The organism is Cyclobacterium salsum, assembly GCF_010119245.1.
Lineage (GTDB): Bacteria > Bacteroidota > Bacteroidia > Cytophagales > Cyclobacteriaceae > Cyclobacterium > Cyclobacterium salsum.
Genome location: NZ_WNKG01000002.1, coordinates 370,668 through 392,337 on the forward strand (window position 1 = coordinate 370,668; position 21,670 = coordinate 392,337).

General features: G+C 48.5%; 1 protein-coding gene. It reads left to right on the top strand.

Going from position 1 to position 21,670, the window contains the following annotated elements:
* The first annotated feature begins 582 nt into the window (after window positions 1-582).
* On the top strand, window positions 583-21,090 hold the full coding sequence (locus tag GJS45_RS23765) for a PKD domain-containing protein (RefSeq protein ID WP_162340225.1): 20,508 nt from the start codon (window positions 583-585) through the stop codon (window positions 21,088-21,090).
* The last annotated feature ends 580 nt before the right edge of the window (window positions 21,091-21,670 follow it).

Below are 21,670 nucleotides of genomic sequence, written 5' to 3' on the forward strand. Positions count from 1 at the left end.
AAAGCTGAGGGAAGCGGATGCGTAGCCCGATTCCTATATTCGAATAAATCCCGGAATGCGCGTCCTGCAATCCCTGAAACCGGGAGCTGATAAATTATTACTGAATAGAGCTCTTAAAGCTAAAAAAATATTGAAATAGTTTTATATGTGCACTACAGTTTCACTACCTCTCGGTTTTTTTTCGAAAGGATAGAAAATGGCTTAAGATCTTCCTGCAATTATTTTATTCAAAACAACTTCTTAGGAAAAAATATTTTTTTGATTTTTTTTCCACTTTTCATTTAGCCGGGTTGTTTAAAGACTTTAGAAATGGATTGGCAATATAATAGAATTATTTTTATAATTTGAATTTTTTTTTTAGTAAAATTACTGTGTAAAAATCGGGCGAATTGTGGATAAACTGAATCAAAAAATTTTTTTAAAATAAATAATTTGTTTTTTAAATACATATATACGTCTTTTGAATCAGGAGTAGGTTTTAGTTTTCAACGTAATTGGATTCTGTCGTGATCTTGTCAGGGTACAATTTCTATTTGCTAATTTCTATTCAGAAAGTAGGTTTATCACATTATTTTCATTCAAATGAAACACCGTTATCTGTTTAATGCACTCTTTCTCTTGCTGTTATTTTTTAACGCAGCAGAAATTTCAATCAACGTAGCTCGCCCCCATTCCCCTGAGTTTGATGACGTGCTTCCATCGGAAGATCCTCAGCCGGAATTCCGGTTTGACCTTACGGGCAAAGTCCGTTCCCTGGAAGCTCCCTGCCCTGGCATTAGTCCCCTGGATTGCAGCCAGATTCTACAGGGTTTGCCGGTAAATTTTGATTTTACCCAAAACCAGGGAGGTCTTTCCGAATCCGGGTTTACCATGGTGCTGGAGCCTAGTGTTCCCCTGAGTACCCCTAGCGATCCGGACGTACCAGGATACGAGCCAGGTTTGATCAGCCGGGATGCCAGCGGATTGACCATTACCAGTACGAAAGGGATCTTTTTTAGCCAGCCTTCTGGCACTCCTTCCAGTAATAATACCAATTCTCAGGTAAATGCGCTGGGTGTCGGATTGGATGTGCCCACCGGGACGTTTAGTGTTTCCTCCACCCTGATCAATCCCAATTTTGAGGTGAGTGGTGCGAGTCAATCCCAGCAGGCGGGTATCTGGCTGGGTAAAGACGAAGATCATTACGTTAAACTCGTGGTGGTAAAGAATGGAACCACCAACCAACGAAAAATCCAGCTGCAGGTGGAAAACATGGACAATACCACCCAGCAAACGGCATTTCTGGAAATAAATACGGCCAATCTATCTACGGATACGGGCCCGATAACCCTTCGCCTGGAGTTTGACCCTGTAGCCAATACGGTACAGGGTTTTTACCGTTTGGGAGCGGGAGAAGAGGTGCTTGTTACAGGTCCCGAAGGAGACATCCGTGCGGTTCCGGCAGCGTATTTTTCAGGACAGACCTATTCCGGGATATTTACGTCACATCGCAATGCGCCGGAGAACGAACCCATTACGGTACTTTTTACTGACTTCTCGATTGAGGAGGCACCGGTAGTCGATCCGGATTTAGTGGCCATCCCTTACCGGATGAACGTGGCCGGATTTGACTACACAAAAGATGGAGACTTGTTTTTGCAGGAAAATACCGATTTCCTGGTGGAAACGGAGGGAACGTCAACTTCTCTTGGTTCCTACTCCCCATACGAGGTAAGTGGGGGGCATATGGACCTTTATTATCCCAGAAGGTTCGGAGGAAATTTTGGTTACAACTTCCCGATAGCCAACGGACAATATACCGTTAGGGTCCACATGATCGAGAATTACCATGAGGGTTCGGGGCTTCGAGTTTTTGACATCCTTATGGAAGGAGAACTGGTTCAGGACGATCTGGATCTCTTTGCCCTGTATGGTAAAGGTGTCTTGGGAATTATCCAAAATGACGTGACGGTTTCGGATGGAGAACTGAATTTACAATTCCTGGCCTCAACCAATAATGCCCTGATCCAGGCCATTGAAATTTTACCTTTGACCGCCAGTTCGGAAAAGGATATTCTTGGGTTTTCGGTAGATGGCCAAATCAGCGCAGAAACAGATATGGGAGCGGGCACCATTGAAGTAGTGATGCCTTCGGGAGCGGATGTGACTGCTTTGTCACCAAGCTTCACCCTATCGAATAACGCAACGGTAACCCCAGTTTCCGGTAGTACTCAGAATTTCACCAATCCGGTTACCTACACGGTCACAGCGGAAGATGGCAGCAGTAAGGACTGGACGGTCACCATTACGGCCCTTCCTTCCGATTTTTCCTTTATTGAAAATTTTGATACCTACGGAACAGGCAACCTGCACGAAATAGCTCCTACGCAATGGCTAAAAGAAAACGCAGGAGATGCATCTATTCCGGTTGTAAACGAAGGTCTAAGTGATAATACCAGCCATTACCTGGATTTTTCCCTGGGCAACCATGCCCATGACCTGATTCCCCTTACGGACAACCCCGTATCCCTTACGCCAAACGTTCCCTTCTATTTTGCTACCTATTTTCAGATAAATGGTCTTGGATCGGGCTCGGGTGACAGATTACGTACCGCCATCCGCATCGACGAAAATTCTGGTTCTACCCCCTGGGTACGGCTGCAGATGGCCAAAGGGGGCAGTACAGGTCTGATCGCTCGTGTCGGCCTGGGTGGACCAGCCTCCGACAACGGCACCCAAGAAGTACCCTTTGGTGAAACCATTCAATTTTTGGTGAAAGGAGTCTGGGATGGTGCTAACAGCATTGCCTATGAATGGACACTGGCCCCAACGCTTTCTGAAGAAGCCAATACCTGGACAAGTGCCGGGAGCCAAACTGTTTCCGGTACACCTCAGATTGGGCGGCTGTTTATCAGTTCTGCTTCTACCAATAATGCCAATGTCGGACCGGTGCGCTTAAGTACCGATTATGCCCAGGTGGTGACCGAAGACCTGACTGCGGTACCCCTATTTACAGGAAATGACATCACCTCTTTTTCACTGGCTGAACAAGTTGAAGCGGCATCGATTGATGCCGAAAATCGTACGGTGTCAGTGCTTGTTCCTTTTGGTACCGATCTTACTGCGCTGTCTCCCACCTTTACTCTTTCTGAAGGGGCTAGCTCTCTGCCTGCCAATGGAGAAGGCCAGGATTTTACCAATTCCGTAACTTATACGGTTACAGCAGAAGACGGGACGGAAGTGGATTGGACCGTATCGGTAACCGAAGAAGCGGAAGTAGCAAAAGGCTTTCAGACGTTTGCCCTTTCTAATGGAATAGGGGAGGTAAACATCAATCAGATAGACCAGGAGGTGACGATTCTGGTGCCCTTCGGTACCGATATTACGGCCCTTTCTCCGGAATTTACTTTTGACGGCTCAGGGATTAGCCCGGAGTCCGGAGTGGAACAGGATTTTACTAATCCGGTAGTTTACACGATCACAGGTTCAGATGGATCCAGTGCCGATTGGACGGTATCGGTAACGGTAGCCTCCGGTTTTGCGGCCAATATCAACTTCCAGGACCGCACGTCTACACCTCCTGCCGGCTACCTGGTAGATTATGGCAAGCAGTTTGGCCATGCCTCAGTTACGTTTGAAGAAACGGATTATGCTTATGGCTGGAAGCTGAAATCTGACGGCACTCCAATTGACGCTTCGGATGAAGCAGCCAATAACGGCCCTGGAGTAGGCCGAAACCGAATTTCCGGTACCTATGCCAGTGCGTCCGATCAGGAGAAACTGGAAGGTACACTGGTCCATTTTCAGGGTGATAACATTTTGAATACCACTGGTGGCGTTCAATCCTGGTCTGGACAACCCAGAGGCAACGAATTGATCTGGGAAATGGAAATTCCCAATGGAACATATGAAGTAACGGTTGGCCTGGGAGATGCAGGAACCGATCTGGATAGCCGCCACAGTGCCACTGTGGAGGGATATACTGCCATTGCGGCCTTTGTGCCGGAAGCAGGAGAAACCAGAACCGGAACCATTACGGTGGAAGTGACCGACGGACTCCTGACCATCACCGGGCTTGGAGGATACAACAGTAAAATCACCTACCTGGACATAACGGCCAGTAGCGGCACCGCTGCCAGTGGGCAATTGAGCTTTGAGCCGGCAGCGGTAAATAACAGCCTGGAGCCGGGTGAAGCAGGTACCTTCAGTAGCAGCCTGAGTGGAGCTGGCGCAGGAAGCATCGGTCTGGTGATTGATGACAACATCAATGCCGAAGACAAATTTATAACCGGCAGCAACGATTGGTTGACTTTGCCGGAAAGCGCAGCGGCTGGCGCCATTGATTTTGCTATGGATGCTTCCTCTCTCAGCGATGGGGAAAGCAGAAACAATACGATAATTGCCACTGCAGAGGGATTTGCACCAGCATTGCTGGAGGCAAGTCTTACCGTTTCCACTACCCTGAGCGATGAGAAGTCCTTGCTGACTTTTGCATTTCCAGGTGATATCGGGGAAAGTACGGTAGATGCCACCAATTTTGCAGTGAATGTAGAAGTGCCGTTTGGTACGGATGTAACCGCTCTTGCCCCTGAATTCACCCTATCCGAAGGAGCCAGTGCTTCCCCTGAAAGCGGGCAGGCACAGGATTTTACCAACCCGGTGGTTTACACGGTGACGGCAGCAGATGGAAGCGAGCAGGAATGGACCGTGACAGTGGCCGTAGCAGACCCGCTACCTTGTTCTCCCTGGAGTTTACTGGATTGTAACGGTATTCCCAAAGCCCTTCCATTGCGATTTGAATTTGATGGTACGGAAGGTGGATTGGAAGATGGAAGTGGTGTTGGTACCGGGTTTACCATGGTAGACCCTCATTCCGAAACCCGATTATCGGCTGATTTGCCGGTGACGTATCCGGAAGTTATTGGGTATGAACCCTCTAAAATAGCGATAGGTGGAGGCAACCTGACCCTCACTGCATCCAAAGGCATTGCCTATCTCAATCCAGGGCAGAGTGCTAATACCAATACTCAGGTGAATAGCCTCGGGGTAGGAATTACCGATCTGTCTCAGCCTTTAGTGATTGAAACCCAATTACTGGGGATCAATACCGGAGGAAATTCGGCACAGGCCGGTATTTGGTTCGGTTTGGACGAGGATAATTTCGTGAAACTGAATGTAAATGCGAATAACGTAGAACTACGTAAAGAACTTAATGCCCTATCTGTAAACGGAGCTGATTCCCCGGATCAGATTCAGGTGGATAATGTCGGCGTTTCAGGCCAGAATGTAACGTTGCGTCTGGTCGTCGATCCGATTGAAATGACCCTCACAGGGTATTATGCCATCGGTGCCGGTGATTTTGTCGAGTTGACCAAGGCGAGCTTGGATGCCATGACCCTGCCTCAGGAATACCTAAACGGTTTGACCGTGGGAGAGGAGACAAGCCTGGCTTTTGCCGGTATCTATTCTTCCTACCGAAACGGAAGCACGGCATTTGATACGGATTTTGCCTATTTCGCTGTTGATCAGGAAACAGCCCCGCTGAGCCTGGATTTCTCGGTTTCTCAGTTGAATTTTTCCGGTGAAGAAGGGACAAGCATTGCAGCTCAGTCGGTGGAATTGACTTCCAGTACTGGAAATCCAACCGTCGTTATTTCGGATGATCCGGATTCAGGCGAATGGTTGACGCTCCCCATCAACCCTGTTTTGGGAACACTTGAATTCAGCGTGAAGGAAGGTTTGGAACCAGGGACCTATTCCACCATGGTTATGGCGATAGACCAGCCGGATATGGGATATAGCAATGCCGAAATGGAGGTAAGCCTGGTGATTACGGAAGCAGATGTCGATCCGGGTACACCTGATTTTGAAGCAAACATCAATTTCTCTGATCCCGAAACGGCAGCCCCTTCTGGCTATGTTCGAGATGCAGGCGATGCTTTTGGAGATAGAGGCAACGGCTTCAGCTATGGCTGGCTGGATGCAGCAGGAAATACCCTTGCTGACCTTACCCTGAACGGCAGAAACCGTGCAGTAGCCGGAGTATCTGTTTTAGAAAACACACTTTCCCACATGCAGTATGGGGATGTTTCAGACAATGCAGCCAATGGTTATTTGCCGGATGCCAAATGGGAAATTGAAGTACCAAATGGCACCTATAACGTAACGGTAGGTGTAGGTGACCCAAATATTGATGGCTCGGTGGACGACACGCCTTCCCATACGATAAATGTGGAAGGTATCAATGCCATCAACGCTTTTGTTCCCGAAGGAGAAACAGGAGCGCCTGGCCGATTCACTACCGGTACCGTACAGGTAGTTGTTGCAGATGGTCGTCTGACCCTGGACCCCGGAACCGGGTTCAACACTAAAATTAATTTTGTCCGCATTACTGCCGGAGAAGGAGGCGTACAAACCCCTCGAATTCTCGGGGTGAATCCGGAAGATGGAGCTATTAACGTATCGGTTACTACCAGTGTTTCCGCTAATAACCTATTCCTACCCAATCCGAATGAAAACGGATTGACTAGTGTAGACAACAGTACCATTACAAACAGTACGGTTAAGTTGTTTAAACAAAGTAATAGCACCCCAATTGGTGCCACCGTCAACGGAACCGGAGGCGGGGATGCCATTAACCTGGTACCAAGCCTGCCATTGGAATCAAATACTACCTATGTTTTTGAGGTAGATGGGGTAAAAGATCTTGCCGGTGAAACGTTTGAGCCCTTTACTTCCTCCTTTACCACTGGTTCCGGAGGAACCCCCGGACCCACCACTGACCTGGACAACGTTTCCTTTACCAAGCAAGGTGCAGTAGCTTCGGGGGCTAAGTATACCACACTTACCATCGGGCCTGACAGCAAATTGTACGGATTGACCATTGGAGGGGATATTCATCGCTGGACCATAAATGCGGATGGAACCCTATCTGGAAAGCAGACGCTTTCTGGCTGGAAAGCCGGGTATGATGGTCGCACGGCAGTAGGCCTGGAATTTGATCCGACTGCTACCGCCGGAAACCTGATTGCCTATGTATCGCACAATTCCGCCGGACTTAGCAGTGCCCCGGATTGGGATGGCAAACTATCCCGATTGACCGGAGCAAATCTGGAAAATGAGGAATTACTGGTAACCAACCTGCCTCGGTCTTTGAGAGATCACCTGACAAACAGCATCGCTTTCCGGCCTGGAGAGCCAAATATGCTTTATTTCAATCAGGGTAGTAACAGTGCCGGTGGAGCACCTGATGGTGCCTGGGGTAACCGGGAAGAAAGCCTGCTTTCTGCGGCGACGCTGAAATTGGATTTGACAAAACTTCCTGCTACGCTTCCATTGGACGCGATGACCACCCGGGACCAGTCGGCCATTAATAATGTGGACGTAAATTCTCCCACCCTGGATGGCATGTACAATCCTTATTACGTGGATGCCCCGATAACCTTGTTTGCTACAGGGGTAAGAAATGCCTATGATTTGGTATGGCATTCCAATGGACAGTTATATGTGCCTGCCAATGGTACTGCGGGGGGTAGCAACTCACCTGCCTCTGTCAGCGGTACCCGCAGACCGGATGGCACCATTTATGACCATTCCGATGCCGACTATCCTGCAATTTCTGCCTCAAATAATAACAATGTTCAGCGAGACTGGCTGTTCCGAATGAACCCTTCAGCAGGATTAGGCTATTATGGCCATCCAAATCCATTCAGAGGGGAATTTGTTCTGAATCGCGGGGACGCAGATGTGGATAATTCTGTATATAATGGCGTGCAACCTGACGTGAATTATAGGGGTGCAGCCTTTGATTTTGAGTTTAATAAATCTCCAAACGGAGTTATTGAATACCGAAGCAACGCCGAAAATGGAAACCTAACTGGTGCCTTATTGGTAGTCCGATACAGCGGAGGCAGTGATATCATTGCCCTGGTACCCGATGGACCGAATGGAGACATTTCCACCTTCAAGGAAGGCATCCCCGGATTTACCGGATTTGGTGATCCGCTAGACCTGATAGAAGATGTTAGCACCGGAAATATCTACGTTTCGGATTATGCCAGAAACGAGATTGTGCTGCTAAAGCCGAGTAACCAGGCGGCTCCGACACCATCCATTGCGGTTGGTACTGAAGCGGTAGTGGGCGATGCAGTTGTTGGAGAATCTATTTTCGAAGAAGAGATCCTGTTGTCCAATCTGGGCAATGCACCATTGGAAGGAATTACCGCCACGATAACGGGTACCCATGGCGATCAGTTCACCGTGACCGGGCTTCCTACGGTAGTCAATGCCCAAAATTCGGCCTCTTTTACCGTGGAATTTACTCCAGCGAGCACCGGACCTAAGTTCGCGCTATTGACCATTTCAGGTCAGGGTGCCGATCCGGTGCAGATAAGCCTGAGTGGATTGGGTAAAATTGGTACTAGCGGAAGCGAAGAACCATCTCTGCAGTGGATCCTGGATACCCAATTGGGACAAGGATTGATTGATGTGGGAGATACCGAACCGGCTACCAACCTGATCAATTTACCTGCCGGAAGCTCGTATAACAACCTGCTTGGAGACGAGCTGGATATTCAGTATTTCCAGCGGGCAACCGATGCTCCAGTGGAATTAGAAGTATTGGGCGTTTATGGTCCGCAAAGCAGCAATCCAATTGTAGGATTCGGCTGGTACAACAGTACGGATGGCGGTTCTACCCAGGAATTGTTTACGGTACAGAATACCATTTCCGGAAACGGACAGACGCTGAATCCGGTTATTAACGGCAACACTTCGTTTGATCCCGGAACCGGAAGTTTCGGTTTCTACAACCGTTGGCCATTCTTCGAAAACCGATTCCTCTACAGTGAAGATGCCTTGAATACCTTCAGCGGTGCCATTCCACACCATATTCGGGTCTATGCGCTTCCTGGCGAACAAAACGCCTTCATCATAGCCACGGAAGAACACGTCAGTGGATTTGATTATCAGGACATTGTGGTGATCGCCAGAAATGTGAGACCGTTTGATGGAGCATCCGACGGATGTTCCCCTATTAGTTTGCTGGATTGCAGTGAACTGGAAGCGGAATTACCGTTTAGCCTGCAGTTTTCAGGCGATGAAGGCGGATTAGGCAATACAGGCTTTACGATGGCAGACAATCCATCTGCCCGTCTGGAAGCAGATGGACCGGTATCCTATCCAAATGTACCTGGATACGAACCGGGAAGACTCAACCTGACAGGAGGGAATCTGGAGGTGAATGCCGCAAACGGAATCGCCTACAGAACCAACGGCAGCACGAATACTACCAGTACCGACGTTAATTCCCAAATAAACACGCTTGGTGTGGGATTGGACGCTGACGGACAAGGGAATTTCAGTATTAGTACTACCATTTTAAATCCTTATAGTGATGGGTCCGATAATTCCGAACAAGCAGGAATTTGGTTTGGATTGAATGAAGACAACTTTGTAAAACTGGTTGTCGCCAATGGTGGAAAAGTGGAGATTCTGAGAGAGATCAATGGATTGGCTCCTGCAGACGTTGCGAATAATATACAGGCGAACGGTGTTTCGGCCATTCATAGCAGTGCGGTCACCTTACGATTGTATGTTGATGTAGAAAACAACCTGCTCACCGGTTACTACAGCCTCAATGGAGGAGCAGAGGTTGAATTGGGTTCAGTAGCACTTCCTGCAGTATATCTCAATGGTAACCCTGCCCACCAGGACCTGACTTTTGCCGGTATTTTTGCAAGCAAGCGAAGGGAAGCGGTATCCGAGGTAGTGTACACCTTTACCGAATTTTCTGTTACTCCTGATCAGTTGCCAGACACGGACTTTGATCCAATCAAGATTAACTTCTCCAGACCAATCGATGATATTCCAGCAGGGTATATCAGGGATAGCGGTGCTCCTTACGGGGACCGGGGAGAAGGAAGGACCTATGGCTGGTTGACCACCAATGGTCAGACGGGACTTAACCTGACGGACAATACCCGAAACAGGGATTTGGCCGGTGTGGATTTAATCCAAAATACCCTCATACACATGCAGTATGGGGATGCAGGAGGCACCAGTGGTGTCACAACTGAAGGAATATGGGAAATGGATGTTCCTAATGGTACCTATGAAGTAACCATTGGAGTAGGAGACCCTGAAGTGGACGGGCAGGAAGGTACGACTCCTTCCCATACGATCAACGTAGAAGGGGTCAATGCCGTGGATGGCTTTGTGCCAACAGGGCCTGATGGAGCGCCAAGCCGAATGACCTCTGTTTCATTCACGGCAACCGTGCTTGATGGGCGATTGACCATAGATGCTAGTGGTGGATTTAACACGAAGGTGCATTCGTTGGAGATCGTGCAAAAAACCGATTCCAATGTACCGCTGTTTACCAACGTGACACCGGCGAATAATGCTACAAACGTTTCCCTGAATGACCTTCAGGTAAACGTGGAAATCCTGACTCCGGATGGTTACGAGTTGGATAATGGTACACTTGCTGGAAACATCAACTTGTACGAGCTGACCGTGGATGGCGAAGTATTTGTTCCGAGTAACTCCAACGATACCGGTGGAGGAGATGCCATTACGCTTACCCCCATCGAGCAATTAAAAGAGAATACCACCTACTTGTTCCGTATTTCGGGAGTGGAAGCGAATCGCGCCGGTGATTTATCGGATCGGTTGACATTTGCCACCTTTGAATCCAGGTTTACAACCGGTACAGAAGATGACCTGCCGGTTCCGGTCAGGGATCTGGAAGGAGTAGCCTTTACGGCCGTTGCTGGCGGGACAGATCTGGGAGAAGGTACGGTCAACGAACGATTCTCTAGTTTGGTAATCGGGCCTGACGGAAAGCTATACGCCAGTACGATTGGAGATTTCCAGTCTGACGGGAAGATTTTCCGTTGGGATATGGAGGCCGATGGTACCTTGAGTAACCTGGAAGTATTGAGTCCGGAATTAAACGGTTCACCGCATCCGGAGACCGGTGTGATGGCTGGAAACAATCGCTTGATCATCGGTTTGGCATTTGACCCTGCCTCTACTGCGGATAACCTGATCGCCTATATAACACACAGTGCAGCCTCGTTAACTAACGGACCGGCATGGGACGGAAAACTGACCAAATTGACAGGTCCCGATCTGAATACCGTGCAGGATTTGGTGATTCACTTGCCACGCTCTACCAAAGATCACCTGACCAATAGCCTGGCCTTTGACGAGGAGGGGCTGATGTACATTGCTCAGGGAAGTAATTCTGCGGGTGGAGCTCCCGATCCGGCCTGGGGCAACCGAGCCGAGCGATTGCTTGCCGCTTCAGTATTGAGGGTAGATCTGGATAAATTGCCAGCAAATCTTCCGCTGAGCGTGCATACCACGGACGATATTGGAGTGATCAATGCAGCTCCTGCAAATGGGCTATTGATGGGAGATGGAACGACCTATAACCCCTATTCGGTAGATTCTCCGGTGACTATATTTGCCACTGGTATCCGGAATGCTTACGATTTGATCTGGCACTCCAATGGTTGGCTATATGTGCCGACGAATGGAACGGCCGGTAACAATAACGATTCTCCAAATTCTCCGTCAACGAATAACTACTCATTGGCCAGAAGAATTGATGGGCTGACCAGTATTCCTTTTGCACCTGCACTCACTGGAGGAGAAACACAAAAGGACTGGTTGTTCAAAACCCAGGGGGGCAGTTATCACGGACATCCTAATCCCTTTAGGGGAGAGTTTATCCTGAACCATGGAGGGATGCCGTATAGTGGTGTGCCGGGCCAGGAAACCGAGCCGTACAGGGATGTGGCGAAGTACCCAACTACTTTGGGCCCTGATCCAAACTACCGAACCCCTGCCTATGACTTTGGAAAAAACAAGTCTCCAAACGGCGTGATTGAATATAAAAGTGATGCCTTCGAAGGAAGGCTTCAGGGACTGTTGATGGTAGTAAGGTTCAGTGGACAGGATGATATCTTCGTCATGGAGCCGAATAACAATGGTAACATTGGTGAAGTATACAATCAGATACCTGGTCTGGGGGGATTTGATGATCCGCTGGATTTGGTGGAAGATCCCAATACAGGAAATATCTATGTGTCAGAATATGACAGGGACAACAATGGCATCGCCAGACTTACCCTGTTGCGTGCCGCCATCCCGGCGACATTGAAGCCAGAACTGGTAGCTGCGCCTGAGGAATTGTTGTTTGAAACGACCAACAATACGGCAGGAGATCAGTCTCAGACAAAAGTGGTAGAAATCACCAATGAAGGAAATGAGGGCGTAACCATTACGGGTGTTTCGGTAGCCGGACCTTTTGCGGATCAGTACGATCCGGTAAGTCCTGCCGGTGCGACAACCCTGGCACCTGGAGAATCAATCAGCTATTCGGTGACCTATGCGCCCGATCTGAATACCAGCAACCTGGGATATCAGGAAGCGGTATTGGAAATTGCTACCGATAATCCGGACCAGTCAGTGCTGGAAGTAGGGCTGCACGCCTTGAAGAAAACCGGATATGAAGGTGGAAACGAGCCTCCGCTGCAAGATGTGGTAGATGCCCTTGGTATTGGTATCAATGTAGGCTGGACATCCCTTTCGGATGGCACGCAGCCAGTATTGAAAGGAGAGGAAGTGCTGGTACAGCAGTGGGTGAAAGCAGGTGCTGAGGACGTGAAAATTACACCGGTCGGTAGGTATTCGCCAAATGAAGAAATTCCTTTTGGCTGGTATACCCGGGAGGAATCGGTAACGCTTAATGAAGTAGGGGTGATGTCTGGAGAATTTGGACAGCATCAAACCCTTTATCCCGAAATTTCGGAAGGCACGGATACATTTGATCCTCAGGGAACTGTTTTTGGGGTCTATGTCACTTCTCAGGTATTTAACCGAACCAATTATACGGAAGACGACCTGAACACAGAAGTAGCCAGAAGGGTGAGAACCTATCCTGTAAAGGACAGGGAAGGTAATCTGGTAGAAAACAGTTACATCATCAATTTTGAGGATGCAACGAACGGAGACTACCAGGATTACATGTTTGTTATTGAAAATGTGATTCCGTTTGAAGACGGTACCCTGCGATTGGAGTTTGATCCGGAGGTACTGGCATTGAACGGAACCATAAACGATTCGGATCCTGTGGTACAGGAAGTAACCCTTTCAGCGAATGGTGGATTAACCGCAGGTGAAGTAAGCTTGAGCAGTTCGGACACCCGACTCAGTCTGCCTGCGACTTTCGAATTGGGTACCCCATTTGAGATCAGTTTTGACAAGGCCGGGTTGGCTATCGGTAACTATACCACCACGCTTACCGCAGACGCGCCAAACTACGAGCCAGCAACGCTGGAGGTGAGGGTGAATATTACCCAGGAAGCGGTCTACGTGTACCAGTTCAATTTCCAGACACCGGAACAAGTATCCGCATCTCCTGAAGGGTATATTGATGACCTGGGTGCGCCTTATGGTTTGCAAACCACGGATTTGGGCCAGTTGAATTTTGGTTGGGTACTTCCAGGTAGTGAAACACCGGCCGATGCCAGCGTTAACGGGCGAAACCGTAACACGGCTGCCGATGAAGATCCTTTGCTGAACACCTTCACCATAATTGGTCACCGTACGACGGCCACCTATCCGCAAAGAGACTGGATGGTGGAACTGCCAAACGGGTTGTACAACGTAAATATCAGCGTTGGAGATCCGGATTTCACAGATAGTTACCATGCATTGGATGTGAATGATGTACGAGTCATAGACTTTAATCAGGAGGGCAATAATCCGGAAAATCTGATTTTTGCTGAAAATACCGAGTTGGTGGAGGTTACCGACGGAAAATTACGGTTGAGTCTGGCTGCAGAAGGTGTAAACGCCAAGCCAAATTACATCCGGATTGCGCCTATCAATACAGCTGCTCTTCCGCCAACACTTAGTGTTGAGTTTGAAGGGTTACAGGCAACAGAGGGCGTTTACAGAGGTCCGGTTTCTATCAGTCTGTTAGCCGAAGACCAAAGTGAGAGCGGAGCGATAGAGCGATTGGAGTATAGCATCAACGGCGGTGCCTTCGCAAGCTTTGATGGGCCTTTCGTCCTGGATGAAACCGGTGATTACGAATTGCTGGTAGAAGCGGAAGATGCCAACGGCAATACCACTTCCAGAAATTACTCTTTCAGTATAGAGGAACCTTCCGACGCATTGTTGGATATGGAAAACATGACCAAAGTTCCGGGCACGGATAGGGGATTCCCAGCAGAGGATTATTTTACCTTCTACCGAATCAACAACACTGGATCTACCGGGGCGAGGTTCCATGACAATAATGTCATGAGGTTGACTAATTCGGGAACCGAACCGTTGGTTATCGATGAAATTAATATTTCCGATGAAAATCGATTTATCTACAACATCGTACCACAGGGTATTGAGTCTACAGAGTTACCATTGACCATACAGCCAGGCGCTTCCAGGGATCTTTCGATCACATTCATCGGTGTAAATGGAAACAATACCACCATGATGAAAGAGACCATAGAAATCATTAGCAATGCCGACAATGGAGCCAATGCTCTGGCAACGCTTCATGGCGGTTATGTACCGGTACCGGAAGGCGGCAAGGAGATAGACGCGCAGCAGGTATTTGATGCCTTCGGTTTTAAAACCAGCATGCTGAGTATCGTGAATGACGAGGGCACCATCGACCCACCAAATAACATTACCTACAGACCGAGTTCAAATTACCCGGATCCGGCCAATATTGATGCTGGTTACGAAGGTGACATAATCTTATCGGACAACTTCGTGCAAGCAGATCCTACCAAACCGGTGATTGGTATTCAATTATCAGCGCTTCATGGAGGACCATCCAGCAATGGGTCCCGATTTGTGGAAGTAAATGGCACCGGCACGGTAGGTGGTATGAGTTTTAGCCATCAGGCTAATTGGTACCAAACGTTACTTCCAAAAGGAGGTGACAATGAGACCATCAATTTCGATGTGTCTAATAACATCTCGCAGGCCTTCCGTATTTCGGTTTCCAGTTACCTTTCCAGTGGCGGAAACAATATCAATGGAGATCGTCCTGATTTACTTGGATTGAGGATCTACAAGGCAATTGATCAGGATGGCAACATCATTCCTAACGAGTACATTGTTCTACAGGATTTTGTACAGAACGGATGCGGTGCCGGATCGGCCAATTGTGATTGGAACGACAATACCTTCTATTTCATCAATATCCGACCGGAAGCAGTTCCGACTGCAGCTGCCCTGGAAGATTACCTGGTAGACCTTGGAGATACCTTTAGTACGGACTTATCCGGATCCTTTGACAAAGGATATCCTGGCAACAAGCTTCAATACAGTGCTACACTTGTAGGGGGCGCAGCGCTCCCGGGATGGCTGACCATTTCCAGTGAAGGAGTGTTGGCAGGAACAGTGCCAGAAGACGAGGAGAATAATTACAACCTACTGATTACGGCAACGGATGTCAATGGATTGACTGCAGATGCGGAAATGAATCTGCTGATCAATAAAGCTCCGGTAGTCGTGTTGGAAGCAGATGTAACGGAGGGAAGAGTACCACTCACCGTAACCTTCAGCAGTGATAATTCTACTGATGAGGGTGAGATCGTGTCCTTCGATTGGGATTTCGGAGATGGAAACAGTTCTGAAGAACCTAACCCAACACACACCTTCACTACAATAGGTGAATACACAGTAGAACTTACGCTGACAGATGATAGAGGCCTGTCGAATTCAGCTACCCAGCAAATTCAAGTAGTGGATCTGGCAGAGCCAATAGCTGTAGCAACAGCTGATGTGCAGCAAGGAATTGCACCGCTGACCATTCAGTTTGATGCCAGCGAGTCTGAAGCCAATGGCAGCATTGTGGCTTATGCCTGGGATTTCGATGATGGAAGCAGCTCTACTATGGTAAGTCCTGCGCATACCTTTACCAGTCCAGGTACCTATACGGTAAGCCTGACGGTGACGGATGATAATGGAGCAAATGCGCAAACGACACTGGTAATTGAGGTAGAAGAAAACCTGCCGCCAGTCGCCGTGCCAGAAGCAAATGTTACCACAGGAAATGCGCCCTTGACTGTTTCCTTTACTGGAGATGGCAGCAGTGATGATCTGGATGATGTGACTTACTTCTGGGATTTTGGAAACGGTGATTCGTCTACAGCAGAAAACCCATCTTATACCTTTACCCAACCAGGAACCTACACGGTAACCTTGACCGTTACGGACGGAAACGGGAATGTAGACGAGCAACAACTCGAAGTGGTGGTGACTGATCCGGGAGTACAACCTTCGTTCGAACTGCGCATAAACGCAGGTGGGCCGGAAGTCTCCTTTGATGGAAAAGTGTTTGATGCCGATAACTACTTTGAAGGAGGTAAAACGTACACCAACACGAGCGCAACCGTACCGGCATTGTATCAAACAGAACGGAGCTCAACACCCAAAGTGTTTGGCTACAATATACCGGTGCCGAACGGGACTTACGAAGTGATTTTGCACTTCGCTGAGATTTACCACGGAGCTACTGGTGGCGGTGGTAGTGGAACGGCAGGTCAGCGTGTTTTTGATGTTAGCATTGAAGATGCCCTGTTGCTGGATAATTACGACATCAACGCATCGGTAGGACCTCAGACTCCGGTAACAGAAGTATTTGAAGTAGAAGTCATTGATGGTCAGTTAAATATGGATTTCTCAGCCTTATCAGAGGTTGGGGGAACAGATCAACCTAAGTTAGCTGCATTTGAAATTCTCAGTGTAAATGAGGAACCGGTGGCACCTGACTTCACCCTATATCTGAATACCGGAAGCGCAGCAGATGTAAGTCTGGAAGGCAAGACCTTTATAGGTGACATTAACTTACCAGACTATTTCGATACGGATCATACCTACACGAATGCCTCTGCAAGTTCAGAACCCCTCTATCAGACCGAACGAGGATCGGGTGCAGATCTTGCGCCGCTGAATCTAAGCATTGAGGTTCCCAACGGGACCTATACGGTAAGCACTTATCATAACGAACTTTATTTCGGTAAGGTAGTCGCAGGTAGTGCCGGAAGCAGGGTGTTTGATATCGTGATGGAAGGGCAGCTTGTCAAAGACGACCTGGACCTTTTCCTTGAATCAGGTAATACGCCGGTTAAATTGACCTTTACTAATATAGAGGTAACCGATGGTTTACTGGAGATTGCACTGAATCCTAGTGCGAACCGACCTAGTATTTCGGGTATCGCTATAGAGGGAGCAACCACGGCAAACGAGCCTCCGGTTGCGGTAGCAGAAGCAGATGTAACCACCGGCTTTGCGCCGCTAACGGTCGAGTTTACCGGTGCGAACAGTACGGATGCAGAAGGGGAAGTAAGCTACCTCTGGGACTTTGGCACTGGTGTAACTGCGACCGAGGCAAACCCTGAGTACACTTTTGCCTCCTCGGGAACCTACGAAGTATCACTGACCGTGACAGATGAGTTGGGTGCCAGCAATGCCACAACCATTACTATTGAAGTGGCGGAAAACCAGCCACCGGTAGCAGAGGCAGAAGCAGACGTAACCTCCGGCTTTGCGCCGTTGACGGTTGAGTTTACCGGTTCGAACAGCACGGATGCAGAGGGAGAAGTGACTTATCTCTGGGACTTTGGAACCGACGTTACGACGACCCAGGCAAACCCTGAGTACACTTTTGCCACTTCGGGAACCTACGAAGTATCACTGACCGTGACAGATGAGTTGGGTGCCAGCAATTCCGCTACCATTACTATTGAAGTGGCGGAAAACCAGCCACCAGTAGCAGTGGCAGAAGCAGACGTAACCTCCGGCTTTGCGCCGTTGACGGTCGAGTTTACCGGTTCGAACAGCACGGATGCAGAGGGAGAAGTGACTTATCTCTGGGACTTTGGAACCGACGTTACGACGACCCAGGCAAACCCTGAGTACACTTTTGCCACTTCGGGAACCTACGAAGTATCACTGACCGTGACAGATGAGTTGGGTGCCAGCAATTCCGCTACCATTACTATTGAAGTGGCGGAAAACCAGCCACCAGTAGCAGTGGCAGAAGCAGACGTAACCTCCGGCTTTGCGCCGTTGACGGTCGAGTTTACCGGTTCGAACAGCACGGATGCAGAAGGGGAAGTAACCTACCTTTGGGACTTTGGAACGGGGGTAACTTCGACCCAGGCAAACCCAGAGTATACCTTTGCGACCGCTGGTACCTATGAAGTATCGCTGACCGTGACGGATGAATTGGGTGCGAGTGATGAGGCTACAATAAGTATAGATATAGATGATAACCAGCCTCCGGTCGCGGTGGCTACTGCCAACGTAACTTCCGGAACTGCCCCATTAACGGTAAACTTTACCGGAGATAACAGTAGTGATGTGGAAGGTCCGGTTAGTTATCAATGGGATTTCGGAAATGGATTCACTTCCATTCAGGCGAACCCGGTTTTCACATTCAACCAAATAGGTACCTATAATGTAACGTTGACGGTAACCGATGCACTGGGTTCAGAAGATACAGATGAGCTAGTGGTTACCATCTCGCCGGATATAGTAATTCCGGTTGATCCTTCCTTCGAGCTGCGCGTCAATGCTGGCGGTCCGGCTCTGAGCTATAATGGCAAAGCCTTTGAAGCAGATAATTACTTTATCGGTGGAAAGAGCTATACCAATAGCAGTGCAACGGTACCTGCACTTTACCAAACCGAAAGGAGTTCTGACCCGAAAGTCTTTGACTATGCGGTGCCCGTTCCGAATGGTACTTACCAGGTAATGCTACACTTCGCCGAGATTTTCTGGGGTGCCAATGGTGGCAGTGCTGGCGGAACAGGTAAGCGGGTGTTTGATGTGAGCCTGGAAGGTGAACTGGTGTTGGACGACCTGGATATCAACGAAGAAGTAGGAGCACAGACGGTTTTGACCGAGTCTTTTGAAGTGACGGTGACCGATGGCGAGTTGAATATGAATTTTACTTCTCTGGGAGGGACAGATCAGCCAAAGCTTTCCGCCTTTGAGATCCTTGGAACTAACGAGCCACCGGTAGCGGAAGCAACGGCAGATAAAACTTCGGGAATTGCACCGCTAGCAGTCAGTTTTGGTGGAGATAACAGCAGTGATGCAGAAGGTGCGGTGACTTACCTCTGGGACTTCGGTACGGGAGCTACTTCCACGGAAGCGAATCCGGAATACACCTTCACTGAAGTCGGGGATTACGAAGTGACCTTGACAGTGACGGATGCTCAGGGAGCAACAGATAACGCCAGCATTCAGATAACCGTGGAAGAAGCGGTAGTGATACCGGGTGATCCTTCCTTCGAGCTGCGTATCAATGCAGGTGGCCCGGCACTGAGCTACGATGGCAAAGTCTTTGAAGCAGATAATTACTTTATCGGTGGAAAGAGCTATACCAATAGCAGTGCAGCGGTACCGGCACTTTACCAGACCGAAAGGAGTTCTACACCAAAAGTCTTTGACTATGCGGTGCCGGTTCCGAATGGTACTTACCAGGTAATGCTACATTTTGCTGAGATTTACTGGGGCGCCAATGGTGGCAGTACCGGCGGAACAGGTAAGCGGGTGTTTGATGTGAGCCTGGAAGGTGAACTGGTGTTGGACGACCTGGATATCAATGCAGAAGTAGGAGCGCAGACGGTGTTGACCGAGTCTTTTGAAGTGATAGTGACCGATGGCGAGTTGAACATGAATTTCACATCGTTAGCTGGTGTGAATCAGCCGAAGCTATCTGCCTTTGAGATCCTTGGAATTAATGAACCTCCGGTGGCAGTTGCAACAGCGGATAATTCATCCGGCACTGCACCATTGACAATTGATTTTACAGGATCGAACAGCAGTGATGCAGAAGGTACGGTGAGCTACTTCTGGGAATTCGGTACGGGAGCAACTTCGACAGAAGCGAATCCGGAATATACCTTTACAGAAGCAGGGGATTACGAAGTGACCTTGACAGTCACGGATGCTCAGGGAGCAACGGATAACGCCAGCATTCAGATAGCCGTGGAAGAAGCGGTAGTGATACCGGATGATCCTTTCGAGCTGCGGATCAATGCCGGTGGTCCTGCACTGAGTCACGATGGTAAGGCCTTTGAAGCAGATAATTACTTTATCGGTGGAAAGAGCTATACCAATAGCAGTGCAGCGGTACCGGCACTTTACCAGACCGAAAGGAGTTCTACACCAAAAGTCTTTGACTATGCGGTGCCGGTTCCGAATGGTACTTACCAGGTAATGCTACACTTTGCTGAGATTTACTGGGGAGCTAATGGCGGCAGCACCGGTGGAACAGGTAAGCGGGTGTTTGATGTGAGCCTGGAAGGTGAACTGGTGTTGGATGACCTGGATATCAATGCAGAAGTAGGAGCGCAGACGGTTTTGACCGAGTCTTTTGAGGTGACGGTGACCGATGGTGAGTTGAATATGAACTTCACCTCGTTAAGCGGCGTGAATCAGCCGAAACTGTCGGCTTTTGAGATAGTCAGTGTTAGCGGTGAATCCATTACCTCTGAAGTTGGGTTGCGTACTCAACAGGAAAACGCACCCATGTTGGTAGCCAGTCCTATGGAAGGATCGGGACCATTGATGGTGAAATTCTCAGGAGATCTACTGGGAACTGCAGATCCGGACTTGAGCTACTATTGGGATTTTGGAAATGGAAATGCTTCGAAGGAAAAGAACCCGGTATCAATCTTTACCGAACCGGGGGTATACGAAGTCAAGGCCCGCATCAGCAAATACGGTGTGCCAATTTATTCCGAAACGCTACAAATTACGGTTTTTGAGGATGGTGCAACTCTGGAAAACGATCCAGCAGTGGCTAGTCGAGTAACTATAGAGATGTATCCGAATCCGGCATCTACCTTCCTGAACCTTACCTTGGATCATGAGACGGAGCAGATTGCGGAAGTCAGAATATTTGATCTCAGAGGCAGGTTGGTTAATACCTTTGTGCCAGGTGATGACCACTTGAGCAAGTCTTACGAAATCTCCGTAAATGACCTGCCAGCAGGGGTGTACTTTGTGAGTACCATCACCCATTCGGGTCACCGGGACATGCAGCGATTAATTGTAGTCCGCTAAAAGGTGAGTAAGGAGTTAATGAAAGGGAGTCCGATTTCGGGCTCCCTTTTTTTGATTTGAATCATCTGGTGTTCTTTTTATGATGTATCGTCTGGTTCATCGCTCTAACGGATTTATTTCCTATTTGTATTAGGAATCGTAGATTGAAATAAAAACAAGTAACCCTGATTTCTTAGATTAGAAAATTGACAAGGTAGCGACGCTGCATTTATACATAGGGAATCCAGCCTACCTGAAGACAGGCCTGAGGCAAGCTTCACACGGAGGAAGGTCCCGGTCATTTTGGAAGAAAATGTGGGGATCTCTTGAATTGGTTTCAGATCAGGCTACCCCGACATTCTGATAGGGGACAAGTTGGGACCGTTAAAGAATAATTATTAAACAGGACTCAAATGATTGCAGATGGGGGGCATGAAGCTATTTGCAAATCTTTCTTTAATGAAAATGAATGCTTTATTTTTGATAATTCAGGGAATGCTCTATTTTTGGATTCAGAAAGAAATTTTGCTTTCTGAAACCCAGAATTAATTTTTATTTAGGGAGAAGATAATCAATTTTATAGGAGCAGCATGCTCGTGTA

Excerpts from the sequence above, each read along its gene's own strand:
- GJS45_RS23765 (WP_162340225.1), top strand. The coding sequence starts at position 583 with ATGAAACACCGTTATCTGTTTAATGCACTCTTTCTCTTGCTGTTATTT.